This window comes from Halomonas eurihalina, from assembly GCF_008274785.1.
In the GTDB taxonomy this organism is placed as follows: domain Bacteria; phylum Pseudomonadota; class Gammaproteobacteria; order Pseudomonadales; family Halomonadaceae; genus Halomonas; species Halomonas eurihalina.
Map to the genome: position 1 here is coordinate 84,912 of NZ_VTPU01000001.1, position 24,190 is coordinate 109,101.

The window sequence follows — 24,190 nt, forward strand, 5'->3', positions numbered from 1 at the left end:
GCGCGTCTCGCCACCTACCGCACGTTCTCGATGTGCTGCCTTGGTGCAGTCAACGATCGGCCATCGCCTCGAATCAGTGCCAACATCGCCCGCCTTGCACCTCTACCGTGCGACCAACAACAAGACGGGGGCACTGGCCATGCCAGTGCCCCCGTCAGGGAATCGCCAGTAGCGACAGGTTCAGTCGCTTTCGGGACCTCCCGTCCCGGTGGCGACCTTCATCCGCCGACGCAGGATGGGCCCGACGATATAAGGCAGGATCAGCCCCAGCCCGGCGAACACCCACAGGCCGATGGCCAGGCCACTGTTCCAGAGAACGGTCCAGTCGCCATCGGAGATGTCCATGGCATGGCGCAGGTTCTTCTCCATCTCCGGCCCCAGCAGCAGGCCGAGGATCACCGGCACGAGCGGAATCTCCAACTTGCGCAGCACATAGCCAGCCACGCCGAAGGCCACCATGAAGTAGAGATCGAAGGTCGTGTTGCTGATCGAGTAGATGCCGACGAAGGCGATCATGGTGACGATCGGCAACAGATACATCGGCGGCACCGAGAGCAGTTTGACGAAGATCCCCACCAGCGGAATGTTCAGCACCAGCAGCAGGAAGTTGCCGATCAGCAGCGCGGCGATCACGCCCCAGACGATGTCGGCGTTCTGGGTGAACATCAGCGGTCCCGGCGTGATGTTCAGCGAGATCAGCAGCGCCAGCAGCACCGCGGTGGTGCCGCTGCCCGGCACGCCGAGCGTCAGCATGGGCACCAGGGCACCACTGGAGGCGCCGTTGTTGCCGGCTTCGGGGCCGGCCACGCCGCGCGGGTCACCCTGGCCGAAATAGCCCTTCTTGCCGACGATCTTCTTTTCCAGCGTATAGCCGATGAAACTGCCCAGCGAGGCGCCCGCCCCCGGCAGCACACCGGCGATGAAGCCCAGGATGCCACCGCGGATGCTCGACGGCATGATCTCGCGAATGTCCTTCCAGGACAGCGTCAGCTTGTTGACGGTCATCTTCTCCTTGCCGCCACCGGCCTTGTCCTCGATGAAGAACAGCAGTTCGGAGATGGCAAACAAGCCGACGATGGCGATGATAAAGTCCACGCCCTCATAGAGCTCAAGCACGTTGAAGGTGTAGCGTTGCACGCCGGTGGTGTCGATACCCACGGTGGCGATCATCAGCCCGATGCAGGCGGCCACCACGGTCTTCACTGGGTTCTTGCCGGTGATCCCGCCCAGGGTGGCGAAGGCCAGCAGGAAGAGAGCGAAATATTCCGCCGGACCGAAGGTCAGGGCGAAGTCGGCCAGCAAGGGCGCCAGCAGAATCAAACCAATGGTGGCAATCAGGCTGCCCATGAACGAGGCCACGGCGGAGATCGCCAGCGCCTCGGCGGCCTTGCCCTTCTGGGCCATCGGATAGCCATCGAGGCAGGTCATCATCGCCGGCTCGTCGCCGGGAATGTTGAGCAGGATAGAGGAAATGCGTCCGCCGTACATGGCACCGGCATACACCGAGGTGAGCATGATCAGCGCGGTCTCAGGCTGCAGCCCCAGCGTGAAGGCCAGCGGAATCAGTATCGCCACGCCGTTGGCCGGCCCGAGGCCCGGCAGAGCGCCGATCAGGGTGCCGAGAAAGGCCCCCAGCAAGGCAAACATCAGGTTGTGCGGTGCCAGCGCGACCGCAAAACCGTCCATCAGATAACCCAGGGTTTCCATCAGCCAACCTCCAGGAACGACAGCAGACCCAGCGGCAACGCGAGGCCCAGGGCATAGTTGAAGATCAAAAACACCACCACGCCGGCGACGGCGCCGGTCACATAAGCCTTGGGCAGGCTAGCGCCCATGCGCCAGCACAGGGTGCCCACCGCCAGGGTGGTGCTGATGATGAAGCCCAGCGGCTGCAGCAGCGCGGTGTAGAGCAGCAGGACCACCACGGCAATGACCAGCTCGATGCCGGTGCGGCTCCAGGGCCAGGCATTGTCCGGGTCGGGGCGCACGATCAGGTACAAGCTGCTCAGTCCGAGCACCACGGCCAGCAGATAGGGAAAGGTCTCGGGTCCAACTGCCTCGGACCCACCAAACGGAACGGGGAACTGGCTGGCGCCCCAGCCGTACGCGACGGCCAGGACAATCATCAGAACACCGAAGATACGGTCATTGAAGGTCATTACTGGATCAACCCGATGTCCTTGGAAAGTGTCTCGATTTCATCGATCTGGTTCTTGACGAACTCATCGAATTCACCGGCGCTCATGTGGAACGGCATCAGGCCGTTCTGCTTCATGACACTCTTCCACTCCTCGCTCTGGTAGACGGTGTCCATGGCATCGGTCCAGTACTGCTTGGCCTCATCGGAGATATCGGCCGGCATGTAGAAACCACGCCAGTTGGGGCCGAGAGCGTCGATTCCCTGCTCCTTGGCGGTGGGAATATCGCTGAACTCGCCGGGCAGGCGCTCCTCGGAAAGCACTGCCAGTACCCGCAGGTCGCCCGACTCCATGAAGCCCTGAGCCTCGGTGATGTCGCCAGTGAAGGCATCGACATGGCCACCGACCACCTGGGTCATGGCCTCGCCGCCATTGTTGTAGGAGAGGTAAGGAATGCGCGGCAGGCTCTCCACGCCCGCCGCCTGGGCGGCAATCAGCACCTTGAGGTGATCCCAGCCACCCTTGGCACTACCGCCGGCGAACTTGACGCTGCGTGGATCCTCCTTGAGCGCATCCATCAGTTCCGGCAGATCGTCGTACTCAGAGTCGTCGGATACGGCGATGACACCATAATCGGCCCCCAGTGCGCCGATCCAATTGACCATGTCGGCATTCATGCCGGGGAACTGTCCCTGAGCCAGGCGCGTTGTGGTGGCGGTGGAAGCCGCCACCAGCAACTGGTCGTCGCCGGCGCGCTTGCTGACAGTATGGGCATAGGCCACACCGCCGCCGGCGCCGGCCATGTTGATGGTCTGCACGTTGGCCGGCACCAGGTCCAGCTCCTCGAGGACGTTACCGACGCTGCGGCAGGTAAAATCCCAACCGCCACCCGGATCGGCGGGGGCCAGGCACTCCATCTTGCCCTCCGGCTCGAAGGCCATGGCGGAACTCGCGCCGACCGTGAAGGCGGCGACGGCAACGAAGGTGAGCGGCGTCTTGATGGACATTGTTGTTGTCCTCTGAGGTCAGTGAAATGAAGGTCGCTTGAAGGACGCTGACGGCTAGCTTACAATTCTGTAAGGCAGAACAACGTTCCCTAGGATGGAAAGCTAGGCGTGACGCTCGAACGGGTCAACGCCCTGCACACTAAATTGCGACCAAAGTTCAATCTCGTGACATGGAGAGGCATGACATGGCCCAGGACCGTGTGGAAGCCGTCGAACGTGCCCTGACAGTGCTCGAAGCCTTCGACTCCCCCCAGGAGCACTTCACCCTCGCCGACCTCGCCCAGGCCACCGGCTTCTACAAGAGCACCCTACTGCGCCTGCTCGGCTCGCTGGAGCGTCACGACTATGTGCAGCGTGGCGGCGACGGCCGCTGGCGGCTGGGCGGCACCCCGTCACGCCTGGCGCGTCGTCATGCCCCTTCACGCCAGCTGGCCACGCGCATCCAGCCCCTGCTCGACCGGCTGACCGCCGAAACCGGCGAAACCGCGGCCTTGCTGGAAACGCAGCCGGGGGTCGCCGAATGCCGGCTGGTCGCCTTGCCCGATGCCGACCTGCGGCACGACCTCAGGCCGGGACAACGCTGGGAAATCGACACCACGGAGGATCCCCGCCCCTCGCTGCCGGGCGGTACCATGGAATGCCGCGCACTGGGCAATGACCCCGACTTCCCTTCACTATGGCTGACGCTCTCGGGACCAGCGAGCCGGCTCAGCCCGCAACGCGCATGCCACGCCCTCGAGAGTGCCCTGGCAAGACTCCACGAGACCGAGGAGACGACACCATGACGGTACTGCTGGTCGAAGACGATCGTCTGCTGGCCGAGACCCTGGTGGACGCCCTGCAACTCGGGGGACATCGTGTCCGTCACCTGTCCGACGGCATCGAGGCTCACGCCTCGCTCGATACGGCGAATCACGGCAATGAGCTGATCCTGCTGGACCTCAACCTGCCCGGCCGCAGCGGACTGGACGTACTGGAAACCCTGCGTCGCCACGACCGCGATACGCCCGTGCTGATTCTCACCGCGCGCGGTGCCGTGGAAGATCGGGTACGCGGGCTGGATCTCGGCGCCGACGACTATCTCGCCAAGCCCTTCGCCCTGGACGAGCTCGAGGCCCGAATTCGCGCCCTGCTGCGCCGTCGCGAGCGCCACCAGATGCTCCAGGTCGGCCCGCTACGCTTCGATGTCCTCGCGCAGCGCTTCAGCCTCGCCGATGAGGCCCTCTCGCTGCCACCGCGTGAACAGCGCCTGCTGGCCTGCCTGATGCGCCATGCCGGCGAGCCGGTGGACAAGGCACGCCTGGCCGAAGAAGCCTTCCAGGGCGAATCCATGGGCGACAATGCTATCGAGGTCTACGTGCACCGTCTGCGCAAGCGTCTGAGCGATGACGGCATCGCCCTGCGTACCGTGCGTGGTATCGGCTATCTGCTGGAGGCGTCTTGATCACCCGCAACAGCCTTTATCGCCGGCTGCTGACGTGGTTGCTGCTGCCCATGCTGGCACTCGGCGGCCTGATGCTGTTCCAGGCCTGGATCGATGCCCGCCAGACCGCCGACCGCGCCTTCGATCGACTGCTCGAGGCCGCGACCCTGGCAATCGCCGAGCAGGTCCAGTGGCAGGATGATCGCTTGTGGCTCGACCTGCCGCCCGCCGCACTCGAGATGCTGGCCACTGACGCCGAGGAGCGCGTCTTCTATGCGCTCTACGACAATCGGGGCCGCTTCGTCACCGGCAATGCCGAATTGCCGGGCGCCAGCGACGAGGCAATCGCGGCCGACGGCGGGCTCCTCTATCGCGACATCCAATGGCGCGGCATGGCCCTGCGCGAAGGCATTCGACGCACCCGCCTGGAAGACTGGCGCCAGCGCGAGCGCTTCGACGTCCGCGTCGCCCATACCCAGGAGGGTCGCGAGCGCTTGGCCAGCCAACTGCTGCGCGGCAACCTGGCCTATATCCTCGGCATGGCCCTGCTGGCGGCCGCCACCATGGTGATCGCCATCCGCACCGCCCTCGCCCCGCTCACTCGCCTGCGACGCGCCATCCGCGCCCGGGACCCACGCACCCTGGCACCCCTGGAACTGCCCCTGCCCCGCGAACTGGCCGAGCTGCGCGAGACGCTCAACGAGTTGTTGGCGCGCATGCGCCGCGTGCGCGCCAACCAGGAACGTTTCATCGGCGACGCCTCGCATCAGCTACGCACGCCGCTGGCCGGATTGTCGGCCCGCGCCGAGCTGGCCCTTCGCCAGGACGACCCGGCGCAATGGCGTCAGGCGCTGATCGCCATGCAGGAAACCAGCACCCGCACCTCGCGCCTGGCCATGCAACTACTGTCGCTGACCCGGCTCGACAATCCCGAGTATCGACCGCAACTCGCGCCCGTGGCCCTCGATGGAATTGCCCGGCAAGCCGTCAAGCAGCACTGGAGCGCCTGTCATCGCGACGGCATCGACCTTGGCCTGGAAACCCCGCAGAACACGGTCGAGGTGCAGGGGCTCGACTGGCAGCTCGAGGAGGCACTGGGCAACCTGATCGACAACGCGCGTCGCTATGGAGCCCACCGCATTACCGTCAGAGTGACCGAGGCGCCCCCGATGCTCGAGGTCGAGGACGACGGCCCTGGCATCCCCGAAGCCAAACGCCTGCTGATGCTGCGCCCCTTCCATCGCGGCAGCGACGATCCGGACGGTTCCGGCCTGGGCCTGGCCATCGTCGATGGTATTGCCCGGACCCACGGCGCACGCCTTGGCCTCGCCGACGGTCACGACGGCCAGGGGCTGAAGGTCACCCTGAGCTTCCCCGGAGATCCGCCATGAAAGCCCTGCTCCTGCTGTTCACCTTGCTGCTACCGCTCACCGCCACCGCCCAGGTGGTGCACTACCCAGCTGCCTCCGGCACCGAACGACCGGAGCCATTGATTGTTCAGGGCGCCCTGGATGTGGCCAACGTCCGGCCACTGCTGGACGACTTCCATCGTCGCCATCCGCATGTCGAACTGACCTATCGCAACCTGGATACCCTGCCGCTGTATCGGCGGTTTCTGGCCACACCCGACGAGGCCGATGTCCTCATCTCCTCGGCCATGCCCTGGCAGTATCGACTCGTCAACGATGGCCATGCCCAGCCGCTGGACACCCCGGCATCGCGTGACTGGCCAGCCTGGGCACGCTGGCGTCACGAGCTGTTCGCCTTCACCTTCGAGCCGATCGTCATGGTAGTGCGTCGCGAGCTGGTGGAACGCTACGGCCAACCGGACAGCCATGACGAGCTGCTGGCTATCCTGCGTGACCACCATGACGCGCTACGTAACCGAATCGTGACCTATGACCCGGAGCGCAGCGGTGCCGGTTACACCTACGCGATCGAGGAGTCGCGGCTTTCGCCGCGCTACTGGGATCTGGTCACGGCGCTGGGCAATGTCGATACCGCGCTGGTAGACACCACCGGCGAAATGCTCGAAGGCCTCGCCAGCGGGCGCTATTGGATCGGTTATAACCTGCTGGGCAGTTATGCGCGTCGTGTCGTCGACGCCAACCCGGATCTCGAAATGGTGGTTCCGGACGACTATACCCTGGTGATCCAACGGCTGGCCTTCATGCCGCGCCAGGCCCCGCACCCACGCAGCGCGCAACGCTTTCTCGACTACCTGATCAGCGAAGCCGGGCAAGGCGTGATCGCCGGCCAGACCACCCTGGGCGCCATTCATCCCGAGCTGAGCGGCCCCGGCACAGCCGATGCCTGGCGCGCCGAACACAGTAACGCCTTGCGTCCACTGTCGCTGGGGCCCGGGCTGCTGGCGACCCTCGACAACCTCAAGCGCCAGGCCCTGCTGACACGCTGGCGCCGCGAATTCGAGCGCGAGGATGGCACACCCTGAAAGGTCGTTTCGATGAAGGAAGAAGGAAGAAGGAAGAAGGAAGAAGGAAGAAGGAAGAAGGAAGAAGGAAGAAGGAAGAAGCAGGGTTCGCCGGATCACACGACAGCGTCAAGCGCTGCAGGAAAATCGGCGAGCCCAAGCGTCTTTCCGACAAGTGCAGGCTCAGCGCACGTAGCTGAGCTCCACTGGCGCCACACCACGTCCCAGCATGCCGAGTTCCCGGGCGGCGCTCTTGGACAGGTCGATGACACGGCCATCGACATAGGGGCCACGGTCGTTGATCATGACCTCCACCTGGCGACCATTGTCGCGGCGAGTCACCAACACCTTGGTGCCGAAAGGCAGGGATTTGTGGGCCGCGGTCAGCGCTCGCTGGTCGAAGGGCACACCGCTGGCGGTGGTGCGGCCCTGAAAGCGGTCGCTGTAGTAGGACGCGACACCTTTCTGGAGCGGTGCCAGCCCCGACTCGCTGGCCACGCCGTCACTCGCACAGCCGCTCAGCAAAAAGAGCGCCATGGCAAGCACGCCATGTCGCAGGAATCGGCGCTTCACGCCACTCGTCTTGTCAGAAAACCCCATGCGTCACCTCACGACAGCTTGTACGCCCATACCAGCCTCCTCATGGTAATCAGGCGCCTTGAGACGTGTCAGACGGCGTCGGGTGCTTTCCCTGCAACCAGCCGGCGGCCCCGGCTCGTGCGCTGTCGAACCAATCCAGCGCGCCGTGCAACGTCACTACAGTACCGACGATGATCAGTGTCGGCGGTCGAATCTTATCCGCATCGTCCGCCGAAGGCAAATTGGCCAGGGTTCCCACATGCACCCTCTGTCGACGCGTGGTGCCCTGCTCGATCAGCGCCAGCGGGGTGTCAGGCGCCAGCCCATGGGCCTGCAGGCGTTCTCCGATGATCTCGAGACTGCCCAGCCCCATGTAGAACACCAGGGTCTGGCCTGGCTGGGCCAGGGTCGGCCAATCCAGTTCGCAGCTGTCATCGCGCAGATGGCCGGTAACGAAACGCACCGACTGGGCATGATCACGGTGCGTCAGGGGAATGCCGGCATAGGCGGCACATCCCGAAGCAGCAGTAATGCCGGGAACCACCTCGACCATGACGCCGGCACTGACCAGGGTCTCGAGTTCTTCGCCGCCACGACCGAAGATGAAGGGATCCCCGCCCTTGAGCCGCACGACCCGCTTGCCCGCCCGAGCCCAGTCCACCAGTGCCTGGTTGATCTCCTCCTGGGGAAGGCTGTGCCGAGAACGCTGCTTGCCGACGTACAGACACTGAGCACTCGGGTTGGCCAACGCCAGAATTTCCTCGCTTACCAGGCGATCATGCAAGATCACCTCCGCCGACTGCAGGCGCCGCAGCGCCTTGACGGTCAACAACTCGGGATCCCCCGGCCCGGCTCCCACCAGACTGACCCGCCCCGGCATCGACTCGGAAGCCGACGGCGGCAAGGCATCGTGCGACGGCGTTCGAGAGCTGGCACTCATATTCCACAATTCCTGGCTATAAAAATTCTATATGCAATAAAGTAATTAAAAAGCACGACAATTACCATGAACGAGGCAACGCAAGCATATAACCAAATGATGGGCCGAAATGACGTCGCCCCCGCTTTGCGGGGGCGACGTACAGAGGCTGGAAATGCTCGACCGTCAGGGACAGAAGGCACGCTTCAGCCCCGGACGAGCCAGCTCGCCGACCAGGGTGACGATGGCCAGCACCAGCACCAGCCACGGCCATTGCGCGGCGAAGTCGATATCGAGCCATCCCAGGGCATCGACGAAGATCAGCAGGATACCCAGCGGACTCACATAGCGCACCATGAACAGCCACAGCCCATGGACCATCGGCGACAGGCCGAGCTCCTCGCGCAGCGTCTCGCTCTTGAGCACGAAGCCGGCGAGCAGCGCCATGCCCAGGCCACCCAGCGGCATCATCAGGCGCGACGTCAGGAAGTCCAGCCAGTCGAAGAAGTGCTTGCCGAGCAGCGTCCAGTCGGCGCCGACGTTGAACGACAGCATCGCCAGCGTACTGATCACCCAGAGCACGATGCCGGTACCCCATGATGCCGCACGACGGCTGAGCCCCTTGTTGTCGGTGAGCCAGGAGACGGTAGCCTCGACCATGGAGATCGACGAGGTCAGCGCCGCCATCGACAGCATCACGAAGAACAGGATGCCGAACAGGGTGCCCAGGGGCATCGCCTGGAATGCCAGCGGCAGGCTCATGAAGATCAGCCCCGGGCCGCTGCCCGGCTCCATGCCGTTGGCAAATATCACCGGGAAGATCGCCAGTCCCGCCATCAACGCCACCAGGGTATCGGCCACCGCCACGGTCAGGGTGGTGCGACCGATGGAGGCGCCCCGCGGCAGGTAGCTGCCATAGGTCAGGATGGCGCCCGACGCGAGCGACAGGGTAAAGAAGGCATGCCCCATGGCCGCCAGCATGCCCTCACTGGTGAGGCTGCCGGCATTGAAGGCGAACAGGAAGTCCAGCGCCTCGCCGAAGCCACCCGAAAAGGCCCCATAGGCGATCATGATGATCAGCATGATGACCATGCCCGGCATCATCCAACTGACGCTCTTCTCGATGCCGGACTGAACCCCTTTGCCGACGATCACCATGGTGGCCACCGCCACCAGCGTGCTCCAGGCACCGAGACTCCAGGGGTTGGCATTGTTGGCGGAGAAGATGGCGGCCATGTCGTCGACACTGGAACCTGCCAGGCCACCACTGATCATCTTCCACAGATAGGCGAAGGACCAGCCAGCCACCACCACGTAGAAGCACAGGATCATGAAACCGCACAGCATTGCCATCCAGCCGAGCAACGACCAGGCCGAGGAGCGGCCCGACTCACTGGCCATGCGCCGAATAGCGTCGATGGGGCTGCCACGACCGCGGCGCCCGAGGGCGATTTCGGTCATCATCACCGGCACACCCACCGACAGAATGCAGATCAGGTAAACGAGTACGAAGGCAGCACCTCCGTATTCGCCGGTCATGTAGGGGAATTTCCAGACATTGCCCAGGCCGACCGCTGAGCCGGTAGCCGCCAGGACGAAGCCCCAGCGGCCGAGCCACTGGGTACGGGGTCGTTCAGTCTTTGTCATGTTACACCAGGATCACGGAACTCTTGTTTTACCCGTCACTGTTGTCGCCCATCACGCGACAGGGCAGATTGCAGCGGCAATATTGTGACGGATTTTGTCGTGATTGGGCAGAGAGGCGACGTATTGTTGTTGCATGTGCCTCGAGCCCACCCCCGCCAGAGGGTGGCGGGGGCAGCGCGGCTCACGGGTCAGTCGTCGTTGAGCACGCCACGGCGAATCTGGTCTTCCTCGATCGATTCGAACAACGCCTTGAAGTTGCCTTCGCCGAAGCCGTCATTGCCCTTGCGCTGGATGATCTCGAAGAAGATCGGGCCGATCACGGTCTCGGTGAAGATCTGCAGCAACACACCCTGCTCGGGGCCGCCATCCACCAGTAGATTCAGTTCGCGCAGTTCCTCGAGATTCTCCTCATGATTGGGAACCCTGGCGTTGACCTTCTCGTAATAGGTGTCCGGCGTGGTCATGAAGGTGATGCCGTTGGCCTTCAGCGCTCGCACCGTGGCATAGATGTCGTCAGTGGCCATGGCCAGGTGCTGAATGCCCTCGCCATTGTACTCGCGCAGGAATTCGGCGATCTGGGAGGTGTCGTCGGCGGACTCGTTGATCGGAATGTGCATCTTGCCGCAGGGCGCCGTCATCGCCCGGGAATGCAGGCCGGTCTTCTTGCCTTCGATATCGAAGTAACGGATCTCGCGGAAGTTGGCCAGGCGCGTATAGAAATCCGCCCAGACATTCATCTGCCCCCGATCGACATTGTGCGTCAGGTGGTCCAGCACCTGCAGACCGGCGCTGTTGTCGCTGGAGCTCGTCCCGGGAATCGCTTCGAAATCGATGTCATAGATGGTACGTCCTTCGCCATCCACCTGGTGATCGACGAAATACAGCAAGGAGCCACCAATGCCCTCGACGGCCGGAATCCCTACCTCGCCGGGCCCCACCTGGGACTCAACGGCCTTGGCACCGGCTTCGACAGCATGTTCGAAGGCCAGCTTGGCATCGGCGACCCGCCAGGCCATGGCACAGGCCGAGGGTCCATGCTTGGCCGCGAACTCAGCGGCATGACTATCGGGTTCGGCATTCAGCACGAAGTTGATGTTCTCCTGTTGAAACAGGCTCACCGCCTTGGAACGGTGGCGACGCGTTTCGGTGAAGCCCAGGGTCAGGAACAGGGAACGCAGGGCCTCGATGCCCTCCGCGGTGGGTGCGGTGTATTCGACGAATTCGAAGCCATCGGTCCCGATGGGATTGGTCTCGCTGATGGTGCGGGGCGTCTTGGCGGGAGCGTTCATTGCATCCTCCGATCTCGGTTGTGGTTGTGTCGGTGGTGAAGATCTTTCGGGCACTCGGCCCTGAGATGCCTCCAGCCTAGTGCTCCCACGACAGTGCCGGAACGCCCGAACCACCGGCATCGACCGGCCCCGCACGGCATTCTCCTCCCCTTGGTGTAAAGCCTGCGTGACGAAGCCTTCCGTGCCCCGTTACGCTCATCCAGCACGTAACGAAATATTGACAGCGCGTCACGTCAAGCTGACACCTACGCCATCCTCACGGCTTGCCATCGAACCGATCGGTCACGCTCGCGACTTTCTCGTCCATGTGCTGCACACGATCCGTTCGCGTGCTAATCTTCATCGTCGTGGTGATACGCGGCGCCCCCATTTCATGGACGACCTCATGACAGCGCTTGACCGCCGCCATGACATCGTCCCAAGGGCCTTCGACATTGGTACCGTAAGCATGCATGCGATGCTCGAGACCTGCCTCACGGATAACCTCCTGGCAAGCCGCAACATGAGCGGATACCGAAACGCCGACCCCGATGGGTACCACACAGATATCGATGATCACATTCATCGGAACTCCCTCATATAGAATGTCAAAAGGGTTGATTACCAAGAACAATTGGGCCTGGTCTACGCTGAGTACTTATAACAGGGTTCCATCGGACCAGCGCCCCATCCAGCACGCCGGCTCGTCACACTTACCATGCGCGCCTGAAGGATCAGGAGGACTTCCATGACCAGTGAACCGCACCTTGGCCCCGTGGCCCTGCCCGATACACGGGCTCGCCATACCGTAGAGAAACTGCTGGACGGTTCGGGCGTCACCCTGAATGGTAGCTCGCCTCAGGATATCCAGGTCTACCACCCTGATTTCTTCTCGCGAGTCCTGCGCCAGGGCACCCTGGGACTGGGAGAGTCCTACATGGACGGCTGGTGGGAGTGCGAGCGCATCGATGAAATGGCGCAGCTGATGCTGCGTCACGGGCTGGGCGAGCATGCCAAGTCGCGCTCGGAGCGTTTGAAGTACCGCCTGCAATCGGGCCTCGTGAATCTGCAGAGTCGCGCCAGGGCCTACATCGTCGGCGAGGCCCACTACGACCTTGGCAACGACCTCTTCCAGCGCATGCTCGACGAGACCATGTGCTATTCCTGCGGTTACTGGAAGAACGCGAACAACCTGCACGAAGCCCAGGTGGCCAAGCTCGACCTGGCCTGCCGCAAACTGGACTTGCGCCCCGGGATGCGCGTGCTGGACATCGGCTGTGGCTGGGGCAGCTTCGCCGAACACGCCGCACGCCATTACGGCGTCGAAGTCACCGGCATCACCATCTCCCGCGAACAGGCCGAGCTGGCCCGACAGCGCTGCGAAGGACTGCCTGTCGAGATCCTTCTCGAGGACTACCGTGACCTGGAAGGCAGCTTCGATCGCATCGTTTCCATCGGCATGTTCGAACATGTCGGCCACCGCAACTACGCCACCTATTTCAACACGGTGCAACGCCTGCTGGCGAAAGATGGCCTCTTCGTACTCCATACCATCGGCTCCAACACCTCGGACATTGGCGCCGATCCCTGGATTCACCGTTACATCTTTCCCAATGGCATCCTGCCGTCGATCAAGCACATCGCCGATGCCAGCGAAGGCAAGTTGCTGATGGAAGATTGGCAGAACTTCGGCGCTGACTACGATCGCACCCTGATGGCCTGGCTGGCGAATTTCGACGCCCATTGGCACGAGATCGCCGACCGCTACAACGAGCGGACTCGCCGGATGTTCCGCTATTACCTCTCGGTCTGCGCCGGCGCCTTTCGGGCTCGGGACCTGCAACTCTGGCAGGTCGTCTATTCGCACCGTCTCGATGGCCGTTACGACGCGCCGCGCTGAGCATTCATCGACGAATGCGACGGCTCAGCCAGCGCGTGACCAGATGAACAGGCAGATACAGCAGCAATGGCCAGGCCAGCATCAAGCCGATCAGGTAGACGACGGGATCAAGCAGGTTCTGCGGCGCCCCGAAGGGCCCATGCACCCAGTTAACGTTGCGCCAGGGTTCGGTCAACAGGAAAGCGGCCGGTACCGCCAGCCAGGTCAGCACGGTCTGCCAGACCAGCGCCCGGGGCGCATAGCCCAGACGCGCCACACCGACGCCGGCGACCAGCGGCAGAATCAGATGGTAGAGCGACAATAACCTCACGCCCAACGGCGTGTTCGCGTCGAACATATACTCGGTACCGCCGATGGGATGCCATCCGGATACCCAGGCGACGCCTGCATCCAGCGCCCAGAGGCTGCCCACCAGGGCAGTGGCCAGCCATTGCATGGAGATGATCAGCCGACTTTCGGCCCAAAGGCCCACCAACAGCAGAAAGTTGGCCAGGTTGCACAGCCAGAGATAGTTCTGGACGCCGACCTTGATGGCCACCGCCGGGGCCCAGAACAGTATCCACAGCGTGAAGACCACCTTCAGCCACAGGGGCAGGCGCCCCCGCTGAACGACATTCATGCCTCGTCTCCCCCGCCGATGCCATGACGCTTGAGCTTGTTGGCGATGGTGGTGTGCGAGACGCCCAAGCGTTTCGCCAATTGCCGACTCGACGGATTCTGAGGATAAAGCGTGGTCAACACCCGGCGCTCGACTTCGCCGAGGATATCGGCCAGCGAGCCATCCAGATCGATGCCGGCCAGCCCCGGCGCCTGCCCGACATCGGGAAGACGCAAGTGAGCGGGCTCGATGGTCCCGCCCTCGCACAGCGAGACGGCCTGGAAGAGCACGTTCTCCAATTGGCGCACATTACCCGGCCAATGATAGGCACACAGCCTGGCTACAGCAGCCGACGATAGACTCGGCAAGGGGCAGCCGATCTGCCGTGCGGCGCGGTCAATGAAGTGTTCGGCCAAGGCCTCAATGCCATCCAGACAGTCGCGCAAGGGAGGAACCGTCAGGGTCAGCACATTGAGGCGGTGGTACAGATCCTGACGAAACCGTCCCTCGCCACACAGGCTGGGCAAGTCCTGCTGAGTGGCACAGATCACCCGCACATCCAGATAAGTCTCCTCGTCGCTGCCGACCCGGCGGAAACCGCCATCCTGCAAAAAGCGTAGCAGTTTGACCTGCATGCGCGGGCTGGTCTCGCCCACCTCATCGAGGAAGATGGTGCCACCGGCGGTCAGTTCCAGCAGACCGAGCTTGCCCTCCGGGCGTGCCCCCTCGAAGGCCCCCGGGGCATAACCGAACAGCTCGGTCTCGACCATGGATTCCGGCAGGCCGGCACAGTTCAACGCCATGAACGGAGACTGCCCTCGCGCGCTGGCCAGATGACAGGCCCGCGCCAGCAGCTCCTTGCCGGTACCGGTTTCGCCCTGGATCAACAATGGCGCATCCAGCGGCGCCATGCGCCGTGCCTCGCGGATCAAGGCCTCGAGCCGGGGGCTCGACTGAAACAACGACTCGAAGCCCCGCGACTCCTGGCGCTGCACATGATAGATGCGCTCGCCGATACGGTCGGCACGGTGCAGGGTCACCACGGCACCGGCCAGCGACGCCACATCCTCGAGGTTCTCGCGATGCAGCGGGGCGATGTCGGCGAGGTAGGTGGCATCATGCAGGCGAATACGCAGCCCATTGACCCGGGCATTGTTGCGCCGGATCAGCGCCGGCAGATCCAGGTCGGGCAGATAACGGTCCAGCGACAGTCCCGGCACCTCATCGACACGCACGCCGAGCAATTGGCCCGCGGCACGATTGGCGGCCACCAGGTGCCCCTCCATGTCGATGGACATCACGGGATCGGAGAGCGATGACAGCAACGCATCGAGTTCCAGATGACGGCGCTCGCTGGGCATCAAGCTGACGCGACGTACCCCGAACACGCCCGGCACCCGCTCCAGTTCGGGCCTCAGGGTGGTGAGCTGGGCATTGAGCAAGTTGGGGACATGCAGATAGATGGCATTGCCGTGCTCCCCGCCGACCTCGCCATGGGCCACGTTGAGCCCGTAGTCGGCGAAATGGGCGACGATATCGCGCAGGATACCGATCCGGTTCTGGCAATGAAATCTCAAGCGCATGGAGGTCTCTTCGATGGGAAAGCGGGCGATGCAACATTCACCGTCAGGGCGACGTGACTCAACTGTCAAGATAACGTGACAAAACACCCGCCACAACGCGCGACACTCCACGCCGACCCGCCATCATGACCCACCCGATCGATATTCGTAACGTTTTCCTTACACCTTTGGCCATGCCAGCGCATCTATCCGCGCTGTGCAGCACTGCCTTCGCCGTGCCGAGGCGCCTAGACTCAAAGATATTCCCGAAGACATTCCCCAGGGCCACAACAACCTCAATCCGCCACGGGAGACCTCATGAAGGCACAAGACACCCCGATCACCAGCAAGACCGGCTACCGGGTCCACATGCCGGACGATGATGGATACATCACCTGGTCGACGCGCGAGAACGCCACCTGGCAGACCCTCATGGAGCGGCAGCTCGCACTGGTCGAGGGGCGCGTATGCCGAGAATACCTGGATGGCCTCGAACGACTGGCCTTACCGCGGGACCGTGTCCCCCAGCTCGCCGACATCGACCACGTCCTCAGAGACGCCACCGGCTGGGAAACCGCCCAGGTACCGGCATTGATCCCCTTCGACACCTTCTTCGAGCTGCTCGCCGCCCGGCGCTTTCCAGTGGCCACCTTCATCCGTTCCCCCGAGGAAATGGATTACCTCAAGGAACCCGACATCTTCCACGAGATCTTCGGCCACTGTCCGATGCTCACCAACCCGGCCTTCGCCGAGTTCACCGCCACCTATGGCCGACTGGGGCTGAATGCCACGCCGAAGGAGCGCATCTACCTGGCACGCCTGTACTGGATGACCGTGGAGTTCGGCCTGGTCGACACCGCCGAGGGCCGGCGCATCTATGGCGGCGGCATCATCTCCTCGCCCAAGGAGACATTGCACGCCCTGTCCGACACTCCGCTCCATGCGCCCTTTGACCCCATGGACGCCCTGCGCACCCCCTATCGCATCGACATTCTCCAGCCGCTCTACTATGTATTGGACAGCCTGGAGACCCTGCACGAACTGTCGGAACGCGACATCATGGGCATGGTCCACGAGGCCATGGAGCTGGGACTCTTCGAGCCGCGCTTTCCGCCCAAGCCGAAGCCGACCGAAGCCGCCAGCGCCTGATCGCGAGCATGGCACCATTTTCCTGCAACAACCCACGAGGAGCCGAAATGAGCGAGCTTTCCGAACAACAGTGCGAAGCCTGCAGCTGGGATGCGCCCCACGTCACTGACGACGAGATCGAGACCTACCGCCGTGAGGTTCCCGAGTGGCAGATCGTCGAGCGCGATGGCATCATGCAACTGGAGCGGAGCTATAAGTTCCGCAACTTCCGTCAGGCCCTGGCGTTCACCAACGAGGTTGGCGAAATCGCCGAGCAGGCAGGGCATCACCCCGCGCTGCTGACCGAGTGGGGCAAGGTCACCGTGACCTGGTGGTCCCACGAGATGAAGGGCCTGCACAAGAACGATTTCATTCTTGCCGCCAGAACCGACGAGGTAGCGAAGTAAATGTTCGAGCAAATTGAGCGGGTCCCCGGGGATGCCATCCTCGGGCTCATCGAGGCCTTCAAGAAGGACACCAACCCCCAGAAGGTCGATCTCGGCGTCGGCGTCTACCGTGACGCCCAGGGCAACACGCCAGTGATGCGCGCGGTCAAGGCCGCCGAGGACCTGCTGCTCAAGAACGAGACCACCAAGACCTACATCGGTTCTCACGGCGATCCGCGCTACGGCCAGGCGGTACTGCCCCTGGTGCTCGGCGAAGGCTCACCGGTACTCGAGGCCGGCCGCGCCAGCGCCACCCAGTCACCCGGCGGTACCGGCGCCCTGCGCCTGGCGGCAGACTTCATCGCCACCCAGCTACCGGGCAAGGACGTCTGGGTCAGTGACCCGACCTGGCCGAACCATCTGGGCATCTTCCCGGCCGCGGGTCTCACCCTGAAGAAGTATCCCTACGTCGACGCCGAGAACCGTCTCGACTTCGACGGCATGCTGGCCGCGCTCAAGGAGATTCCCGAGGGTGACGTGGTGCTGCTTCACGCTTGCTGCCACAACCCCACCGGCTTCGATCTCTCCCGCGAGCAGTGGGGCCAGGTTCTCGAGGTGGTCAAGCAGCGCAACCTGCTGCCGCTGGTCGATTTCGCCTACCAGGGCTTCGGTGAAGGGCTCGACGAAGACGCCTATGGGCCGCGCCTGCTGGCCGAGAACCTCGACGAGGTGATCATCACCAGTTCGTGCTCGAAGAATTTCGGCATCTACTGCGAGCGCACCGGCTGCTTGATCATGGTCGCCAAGGACAACGAGCAAATGGAGAACGTGCGCTCGCAGGTCGCCATCGTGGCTCGCGAGAACTACTCCAACCCGCCGGCCCACGGCGGCGCCATCGTCGCCGAGATTCTCCATTCGGCCGAGCTTTCCGCCATCTGGCACGAGGAGCTCACCGAAATGCGCGACCGCATCAACACCCTGCGCCGCGATTTCGTCGAGGCCTTGAAGCCCTATGGCCTGGATCAGAAGTATGCCTGCGTCGCCGAACAACGCGGCATGTTCTCCTACACCGGCCTGACGCCGGAACAGGTAGACCGCCTACGCAATGAATTCGGCATCTACATGGTCCGCTCCGGCCGCGCCAACGTCGCCGGTTTCTCCCAGGAGAACCTGCCCTACCTGGCCAAGGCGATCGCTGCGGTCAACTGAGTTCACCAGGGTATCTCCCGGTCCGCCCGGCGGCACTGCCGGGCGCGACACGAAAGGCCTCGTCGGCACGCACCGACGAGGCCTTTTTCATGCTACGGCATCATGTCTCAAGCCGCGTATCGCGATACGCCCAGCCCGGCGGGATCGATGGCGGTGTCACGCCCGTCGAGCAGGTCGGCCAGCAACTGGGCACTGCCGCAGCTCATGGTCCATCCCAGGGTGCCGTGACCGGTATTCAACCATAGGTTGCCGTACTTGGTAGCTCCGATGATCGGTGTGGAATCCGGCGTCATCGGACGCAGCCCTGCCCAGAATTCCGCCTTGGCCACATCCCCGCCTTCGGGGAACACATCGCGTACCACCATGCCGATGGTCGCACGTCGTTTCTCCAGCAAGCTCAGGTCATAGGAGGCCAGCTCCGCGGTGCCGCCGACACGAATGCGGTCATCGAAGCGCGAAATCGCCACCTTGAAGGTCTCGTCCATCACCGTGGACTGCGGCGCGCCACCATCGTCGACGACCGGCACGGTCAGGCTGTAGCCCTTGACGGGATAGATCGGCAGGCGAATATCGAGATCCTTGACCAGGAAAGGCGAATAACTGCCCAGGCAGACCACATAAGAATCGGCAGTCAACTCGCCGGCGCTGGTCACCACGCTCTCGATGCCGCTTCCGCCGCGTTTGAGACGCTGGATATCGACATTGAAGCGGAACGACACGCCCAATTGCTCGCGGCAGTAATCGGCCAGCCGATTGGTGAAGAGATGGCAGTCGCCGGTCTGGTCATCGGGCAGATGCAGGCCACCGACAAACTTGCCGGGTACCCGGGCCAGTGCCGGTTCCACGACCTTGATCGCTTCGGCGTCGAGCAGGTCGTGGCGTACGCCGCACTGCTCGAGTACCTGCATGTCCTTGGCCACCGCCTCGACCTGGCTCTCGTGGCGAAAGAGCTGCAGCAGGCCCCGCTGACGATCCTCATAGCGGATCCCCGTATCGGCGCGCAGCGCATCGATGCAGGCCCGGCTATGCTCGGCGATACGCACCATGCGCTCCTTGTTCACCGCATACCGCTCGGCATTACAATTACCGAACATGCGCAGCATGAAGCGCGCCATGGTTGGGTCCATCCGGGGCTGGACCTTGAGCGGCGCATGTTCCTGGAACATCCACTTCACGGCCTTTTGCGGAATACCCGGCGCCGCCCAGGGCGAGGAAAAGCCGAAGGACACCTGGCCGGCGTTGCCATAGCTGGTCTCCATGGCCGGCGATGGCTGACGGTCCACCACCGTCACCTCATGCCCCTGTCGCGCGAGGTAGTAGGCACTGGTCACCCCAACAACACCACTACCCAGAATCAATACCTTCATGCTCCCCCTTCCTCTTGTGCTTGTTGCCATGGACGAGAAGCCACCGGGGCAATCCGGTGCCTCGGGAGAGCAGTATAGAGATGACAGACAGGCCATTATTCTGTTTTTACTTATCAAAAAAGCCGATAAGATCAAAATACTAAAAGTACATAACTTTAAATACTGCAAATATGCATATTTAAAGACGATTTCACTCCGAGTATTCTGCCATGCGCCGTCGTGGGCTCGAAAGCACCCGACGCAACAAGCCCCAGGCTGCCAGGCCCGCCAACACGTTGCCCACGGCCGCACCCATCGCCAGCCCCGTCAAACCGGCCAGCCAGCTACCGACCCACAGGCAAGGCAGATAAAACACGAATAGCCGCGCCGCAGACATCACCATGGCTCGCAACGGCCAACCTAGGGCATTGCCGGCGGATACCACCAGCATGCAAACGCCCAGGGCGGCGTAGCTCGGCAGCATGAAGCGCACCAGCACGGCCAGGTCGCCGCGCACCTCGGGGTTGCCCGACAGGGCCTGAGCCACCCAGGGCGAGGCCACCGCCAGAACCAGGCCCAGGGCCAATTGCCAGATCACCACGACGCGCAATGCCAGCCTCAACAACTGGTGCACCTGAGCCCAGTCCCCGGCACCGTAACAGCGCCCCAGCCAGGGCGGGAGCGACATCGTCATGGCCAGGACCACCATCAGCGACACCGTCTCCAGGCGATTGGCCAACCCCCAGGCCGCCACCTGGGCCTCGCCGAGGTTCGCCACCGCCGAAATGGCCAACATCGCTGCCAGGGGTGGCATCAACTGGCTGATCATTGCCGGCCCCGCGATGCCAGCAAAGGGGCGTAAAGAAAGACGCATCTCGCCCATGAGCCCTCGGCTCGAGAGCCAGTCCTTCCCCATCAACCGCCAGCCCAGTACCACCAGCCCCAGAGTAAACGCCAGTACCGTGGCGATAGCAGCACCGGGCAGGCCCAGGCCAGACCAGGAACCGACACCAAAGATCAGCAAGGGGTCAAGCGCCAGATTGGCAAGGCTGGTCACAACCATCAACACGCCCGGCAAGCGCGTATTGCCATGCGCCCGGAACAGGCTGTAACCGAAATACAGACAGGCTCCCAGCCAGGCGGACAGCAATTGGGGATTCCAATAGGAACGAATCAGTGTCAGCGATTCGGGCTTCGCTCCCAGGCGCAGGAAGATGGGGGCCTGGATCCACCACAATACCAGCGCCAGCAGCGCGATCACGACGGTGCCGCTGAGCAGCACCAGGCTGCCCAGGCGTCTCGCCCGGGCCTGCTCGCCGGCGCCCAGGGCACGCGATATCAAGGCGGCAATGGCAATTCCCATCCCCACCTGGATGCCGATGATCAAAAAGCTCAACGGAAAGGTGAAGGACTGCGCGGCCAGCGGGGCCGTGCCCAACCGCGCAATGAAGGCGCTGTCGACCAACTGGAAACCGAGAAGGGACAGCACGCCAATCGCCATCGGCCAGGTCTGGCGCCATAGCGTCAGGCCCAACGATGGCCGGGGGGCAGTATCAGTACGACTCACAATGACTCCGGGCGATGCTCGAAAACGGCCATTCTACGTCATCTTGCAAGGCAACCGCGGGTCGAGTTCATGACGGCGACGTCGACCGCCCCGCCGTGCTGCCGAGCAGTTCCGGGATATCGGGCGCCGGCATGGGGCGATAGAAGAAGTATCCCTGGGCCAGATCACAATGCATCCCACGGATCAGATCGAGCTGCTCCGCGCTCTCGACGCCTTCAGCCACGACCTCGAGTCCCAGACGATGACCGATGAAGATCGCCCCCTCCATGATGGCGCGGTCCTCGGGCTGCCTGGAGGCGTCGCGAATGAAGGTCCGGTCGACCTTGAGGGCCGTGACGGGAAAGTGCTTGAGATAACTCAGCGAAGAGTAGCCAGTACCGAAGTCGTCGATGGCGATACGCACGCCACGATGGTAAAGACGCCGCAGATCCTCCAGCACCTGGGGTTCGGCCTCGATGAGGACATTCTCGGTCAGCTCGATACCGACATCCCGAGGCGTCAGGCCATGTCGCACCAGGCACGCCTCGAAGCGAGCCAAGGTGTCCGACCGCAACATCTGTCGTCCCGAAAGATTGATATCGACGCGCGACTCCGTGAAGCCAGCCCGGCGCCATGCCGCCTGCTGCCGACAGGCTTCTTCCATGACCCAATCGCCCAGTCGATGGATCAGGCCCGATCTCTCCGCCAACGGGATAAACTCCCCCGGAGAGACAAAAGAAGACGAATCGTGCGGTTGCCAGCGCAGCAGGGCCTCGAGGTTCTCGATACGACCGCTGGCCACGGAAACCTGCGGCTGGTAGTGCAGGCTCAGCTCCCGGTGCTCGATGGCCCGTTCGAGCTGTTCGACCATGCGCTGCTCTCGGACCAGTTCATCGTGGTGATGCTGCTGAAAGAATTGCAGGCCGCCCGGACCATCCAGCTTGGCCCGATTCTTGGCCACATCGGCGTTGCGGATCAATTCCCGGGCGCTCAGACCATTCTCGGGAAACAGGCTGACGCCAAGCGCCGCGGAGATCCGGCGTTCACCGCTCGCCACCGCGAATGGGCGCCGCAGGGTCTGCTGCACCTTTCCGATGAGACGATGGACATCTTCACGCTGGTTCACCCCCGGAAAGGCCAGCACGAACTCATCTGTCGAGACACGGGATATCAAATCGGTCAGGCGCTGTTCCTGCCCCAGCCGCCGGGCCAGCTCGACCAGCAAACGATCCCCTTGCTCATAGCCCAGGGCGTCATTGATTTCGGAAAAACGATCGACATCGAGATAGATCACTGCCAGACCGGCGCAGCGCCGTCGACAATTTTCCAGCGCCCTTTCCAGCTCGGTCTCGAAAGCTTGACGCTTGGGCAGATGGGTCAGGGCATCGAAATGCGTAGCGAAGGTCAGGTCGCGATGCATGCGTTTCTGGTCGGAGAGGTCGACATCGACACAGAACATCAAGGGGGAATCGGTATGCTCGCCAAGCATCACATGGTGAGAGAACACCGGCACCCTTTCACCGCTGTGATGCTCGAGCTCGATTTCCTCGGCTGGAATCTCCTTGCCCTCTTCAACCCAGGCGCGATGCGCCTCGATCATCCCTTCACGCATCTCCTCGGGGATGATCAGATCCTCGAGCAACCGACCACTCGCCTCATCGGAGGCATAGCCGTAAAGTGCCGTACTGGCCTCGTTCCAGTAGATGACACGGCGATCACGATCATAGCCCTGTACCGCAACCTTGGGCAGGCTCTCGAGCAACGCCCGGAAGCGCTGCTCGCTTTCCTGGTACTGGCGTCTGACACGTTCGACATCATCCGGTGACGTCGAGCGCACATTATCCTGCGGCACATGCCCCCGACCCTGCCTACCTGCTCGACTCAACCACTGTCGTAGACGCGCAACGCGGCCGACCATGCACACCCTCTTTGTTGTCAGAAAAAGCCGACACAGAATTTAAGAATTCTCATACAAGGCCCACGACCGAGCATGATGCAAACTGTTATCAATGTCACGCAGGCTCAGCTTCCCGCCTAATCCATAATTTTTTTATTATAAATCAAAAAATTATGGATTATCAGAGTCTCCACCCCTTCATTTTTTTGACAATTACTTACATTTCTCCTCCTTTTTTTACTGTTGTCCGGAATCCTCCGACAACGACTCGGGCAACTCCCGCCCTCAGGAAAAGGAGTTATTCCATGAAACTCGATACGCTCAAGTACGGTTTCGACATTACCACCATGCCGTCGAATCCCCTCGGCGACTACTGGCCCCCTGGCGTGACCACCCAGTTGGCGCAACAGGATTGGGCAATGACCAATCTGCGGAATCATCTCGACCTGGCCGCCTGGCAGGCCTTCACTACGGATTTGCCGAGAGATCCCTACGTCGATCGACGCTGGAAGCGCATGTCATGGCTGGCTCTCGACCAGACCGGCGATGTCCGGGACATGGGGCATTGCCCCATGGCACAAGGCGGCGCCTTCAACAACGCCGAGAGCATGGCCGATCGTCTGCGCTACTATGCGCCCTTGACTAATGCTTTCCAGCAGCGCCCTGACGTCAAGGCCTTCGTGCGCGCCTGGGCCGGACTCTGGAACATTCAGGCCAACGAACCGATCCTGATGCAGATCACCGGCGTCAGGGGCGAAGATCGAATCGATCCACTCCAGGGACAGGGCATCCACGCCGACGGCTGCAAGGCATTGAGCATCATGGTGGTCAGTCGCCGCAACGTGACCGGCGCCGGCAACCATCTCTATGTCGACAAGGCCGGCACCCAGCCGGTGGCCGAGGTGACGCTCGATCCGGGTGGCATCCTGCATCTGCGCGACGACCGGCTCTACCACAGCGTGGACGCTATCACGCAACAGGATGCCGACCAGCCCTTCGAACGATTCATCATCATCATCAACAGCCGGTTCGTGGACCCCTTCCAGAACCGTATCCTGCGGCGCCATTTCCCCGATGCCGTACTCAACGAGGCGTGACGGCTGACGTCTTCATGCGCCCGAAACGCGACACCCCCGGCGAATGCCGGGGGTGTCGTTCACTTCAACGCCTTCTCGATCGCCTGGCGTCCCTTCGCCTCGGCATCGA

Annotated in this window: 22 protein-coding genes; 9 read left to right on the forward strand and 13 right to left on the reverse strand. The window is 62.8% G+C overall.

What is annotated here, in order from left to right; translation table 11 throughout:
* Window positions 1-180: 180 nt before the first annotated feature.
* Genes FZZ93_RS00470 through FZZ93_RS00480 form a run of 3 tightly spaced genes read right to left on the reverse strand, consistent with a single transcriptional unit; the run spans window position 181 to window position 3,145 of the window.
* A complete protein-coding gene (locus tag FZZ93_RS00470; protein WP_149320368.1) occupies window positions 181-1,707 on the reverse strand; it encodes a tripartite tricarboxylate transporter permease in 1,527 nt (508 codons plus the stop codon).
* On the reverse strand, window positions 1,707-2,159 hold the full coding sequence (locus FZZ93_RS00475; protein WP_149320369.1) for a tripartite tricarboxylate transporter TctB family protein: 453 nt from the start codon (window positions 2,157-2,159) through the stop codon (window positions 1,707-1,709). Before FZZ93_RS00475 ends, FZZ93_RS00470 begins: the two co-directional genes overlap by 1 nt.
* The gene (locus FZZ93_RS00480) at window positions 2,159-3,145 is read right to left on the reverse strand and encodes a Bug family tripartite tricarboxylate transporter substrate binding protein (RefSeq protein WP_149320370.1); all 987 of its coding nucleotides are present in this window, start codon (window positions 3,143-3,145) and stop codon (window positions 2,159-2,161) included. The genes FZZ93_RS00475 and FZZ93_RS00480 overlap by 1 nt, the downstream gene beginning before the upstream one ends.
* A 185-nt stretch (window positions 3,146-3,330) precedes the next feature.
* On the opposite strand from FZZ93_RS00480, the gene FZZ93_RS00485 reads away from it, so the two are divergent.
* The 4 genes from FZZ93_RS00485 to FZZ93_RS00500 are packed head-to-tail and all read left to right on the forward strand — an operon-like array spanning window position 3,331 to window position 7,020.
* Entirely contained in the window at window positions 3,331-3,930 is a 600-nt protein-coding gene (locus FZZ93_RS00485; RefSeq protein ID WP_149320371.1) for a helix-turn-helix domain-containing protein, read from the forward strand.
* Entirely contained in the window at window positions 3,927-4,589 is a 663-nt protein-coding gene (locus tag FZZ93_RS00490) for a response regulator transcription factor (protein WP_149320372.1), read from the forward strand. The genes FZZ93_RS00485 and FZZ93_RS00490 overlap by 4 nt, the downstream gene beginning before the upstream one ends.
* Entirely contained in the window at window positions 4,586-5,959 is a 1,374-nt protein-coding gene (locus FZZ93_RS00495) for a sensor histidine kinase (protein ID WP_149320373.1), read from the forward strand. The genes FZZ93_RS00490 and FZZ93_RS00495 overlap by 4 nt, the downstream gene beginning before the upstream one ends.
* A complete protein-coding gene (locus tag FZZ93_RS00500; protein WP_149320374.1) occupies window positions 5,956-7,020 on the forward strand; it encodes an ABC transporter substrate-binding protein in 1,065 nt (354 codons plus the stop codon). Before FZZ93_RS00495 ends, FZZ93_RS00500 begins: the two co-directional genes overlap by 4 nt.
* A gap of 162 nt (window positions 7,021-7,182) precedes the next feature.
* Here FZZ93_RS00500 and FZZ93_RS00505 read toward each other — a convergent pair whose 3' ends face one another.
* The 5 genes from FZZ93_RS00505 to FZZ93_RS00525 all read right to left on the reverse strand — a co-directional run bounded on the left by FZZ93_RS00505 (window position 7,183) and on the right by FZZ93_RS00525 (window position 11,998).
* Window positions 7,183-7,599, reverse strand: coding sequence for a septal ring lytic transglycosylase RlpA family protein (locus FZZ93_RS00505; RefSeq protein ID WP_149320375.1), 417 nt, complete (start codon window positions 7,597-7,599; stop codon window positions 7,183-7,185).
* A gap of 49 nt (window positions 7,600-7,648) precedes the next feature.
* Window positions 7,649-8,458 (reverse strand): uroporphyrinogen-III C-methyltransferase, encoded by an 810-nt coding sequence (cobA, locus tag FZZ93_RS00510; protein WP_187774444.1) that lies wholly within the window; start codon window positions 8,456-8,458, stop codon window positions 7,649-7,651.
* Between the two features lie 225 nt (window positions 8,459-8,683).
* The gene (locus FZZ93_RS00515) at window positions 8,684-10,144 is read right to left on the reverse strand and encodes a sodium-dependent transporter (protein WP_149320377.1); all 1,461 of its coding nucleotides are present in this window, start codon (window positions 10,142-10,144) and stop codon (window positions 8,684-8,686) included.
* Between the two features lie 188 nt (window positions 10,145-10,332).
* Window positions 10,333-11,433 (reverse strand): 4-hydroxyphenylpyruvate dioxygenase, encoded by a 1,101-nt coding sequence (gene hppD / locus FZZ93_RS00520; protein ID WP_149320378.1) that lies wholly within the window; start codon window positions 11,431-11,433, stop codon window positions 10,333-10,335.
* A gap of 256 nt (window positions 11,434-11,689) precedes the next feature.
* The gene (locus FZZ93_RS00525; RefSeq protein WP_149320379.1) at window positions 11,690-11,998 is read right to left on the reverse strand and encodes an MTH1187 family thiamine-binding protein; all 309 of its coding nucleotides are present in this window, start codon (window positions 11,996-11,998) and stop codon (window positions 11,690-11,692) included.
* A gap of 162 nt (window positions 11,999-12,160) precedes the next feature.
* Here FZZ93_RS00525 and cfa point away from each other — a divergent pair, with 162 nt between their 5' ends.
* Complete coding sequence (gene cfa / locus FZZ93_RS00530) at window positions 12,161-13,312, forward strand: cyclopropane fatty acyl phospholipid synthase (protein WP_149320380.1); 1,152 nt, start codon at window positions 12,161-12,163, stop codon at window positions 13,310-13,312.
* Window positions 13,313-13,316: 4 nt separating this feature from the next.
* Here cfa and FZZ93_RS00535 read toward each other — a convergent pair whose 3' ends face one another.
* Both FZZ93_RS00535 and FZZ93_RS00540 read right to left on the reverse strand, forming a co-directional pair.
* Window positions 13,317-13,931 (reverse strand): hypothetical protein, encoded by a 615-nt coding sequence (locus tag FZZ93_RS00535; RefSeq protein WP_149320381.1) that lies wholly within the window; start codon window positions 13,929-13,931, stop codon window positions 13,317-13,319.
* The gene (locus tag FZZ93_RS00540) at window positions 13,928-15,493 is read right to left on the reverse strand and encodes a sigma-54-dependent transcriptional regulator (RefSeq protein ID WP_149320382.1); all 1,566 of its coding nucleotides are present in this window, start codon (window positions 15,491-15,493) and stop codon (window positions 13,928-13,930) included. The genes FZZ93_RS00535 and FZZ93_RS00540 overlap by 4 nt, the downstream gene beginning before the upstream one ends.
* Window positions 15,494-15,790: 297 nt before the next feature.
* Between FZZ93_RS00540 and phhA the strand changes: the two genes are divergently transcribed.
* The 3 genes from phhA to FZZ93_RS00555 are packed head-to-tail and all read left to right on the forward strand — an operon-like array spanning window position 15,791 to window position 18,195.
* Window positions 15,791-16,621 (forward strand): phenylalanine 4-monooxygenase, encoded by an 831-nt coding sequence (gene phhA, locus FZZ93_RS00545; protein ID WP_149320383.1) that lies wholly within the window; start codon window positions 15,791-15,793, stop codon window positions 16,619-16,621.
* Window positions 16,622-16,668: 47 nt separating this feature from the next.
* Window positions 16,669-17,007, forward strand: a complete 339-nt coding sequence (locus FZZ93_RS00550; protein WP_149320384.1) for a 4a-hydroxytetrahydrobiopterin dehydratase — start codon at window positions 16,669-16,671, stop codon at window positions 17,005-17,007.
* Window positions 17,008-18,195 (forward strand): amino acid aminotransferase, encoded by a 1,188-nt coding sequence (locus tag FZZ93_RS00555; RefSeq protein ID WP_149320385.1) that lies wholly within the window; start codon window positions 17,008-17,010, stop codon window positions 18,193-18,195.
* Between the two features lie 107 nt (window positions 18,196-18,302).
* On the opposite strand, the gene FZZ93_RS00560 is transcribed toward FZZ93_RS00555, so the two are convergent.
* The 3 genes from FZZ93_RS00560 to FZZ93_RS00570 form a co-directional block, all read right to left on the reverse strand.
* Window positions 18,303-19,562, reverse strand: coding sequence for a D-amino acid dehydrogenase (locus FZZ93_RS00560; protein ID WP_149320386.1), 1,260 nt, complete (start codon window positions 19,560-19,562; stop codon window positions 18,303-18,305).
* 190 nt (window positions 19,563-19,752) lie between these two features.
* Window positions 19,753-21,042, reverse strand: coding sequence for an MATE family efflux transporter (locus FZZ93_RS00565; protein WP_149320825.1), 1,290 nt, complete (start codon window positions 21,040-21,042; stop codon window positions 19,753-19,755).
* Window positions 21,043-21,175: 133 nt separating this feature from the next.
* Window positions 21,176-22,939, reverse strand: coding sequence for a putative bifunctional diguanylate cyclase/phosphodiesterase (locus tag FZZ93_RS00570; protein WP_309675907.1), 1,764 nt, complete (start codon window positions 22,937-22,939; stop codon window positions 21,176-21,178).
* A 350-nt stretch (window positions 22,940-23,289) separates the two neighbouring features.
* On the opposite strand from FZZ93_RS00570, the gene FZZ93_RS00575 reads away from it, so the two are divergent.
* On the forward strand, window positions 23,290-24,081 hold the full coding sequence (locus tag FZZ93_RS00575; RefSeq protein WP_149320388.1) for a 2OG-Fe dioxygenase family protein: 792 nt from the start codon (window positions 23,290-23,292) through the stop codon (window positions 24,079-24,081).
* Window positions 24,082-24,190 lie beyond the last annotated feature (109 nt).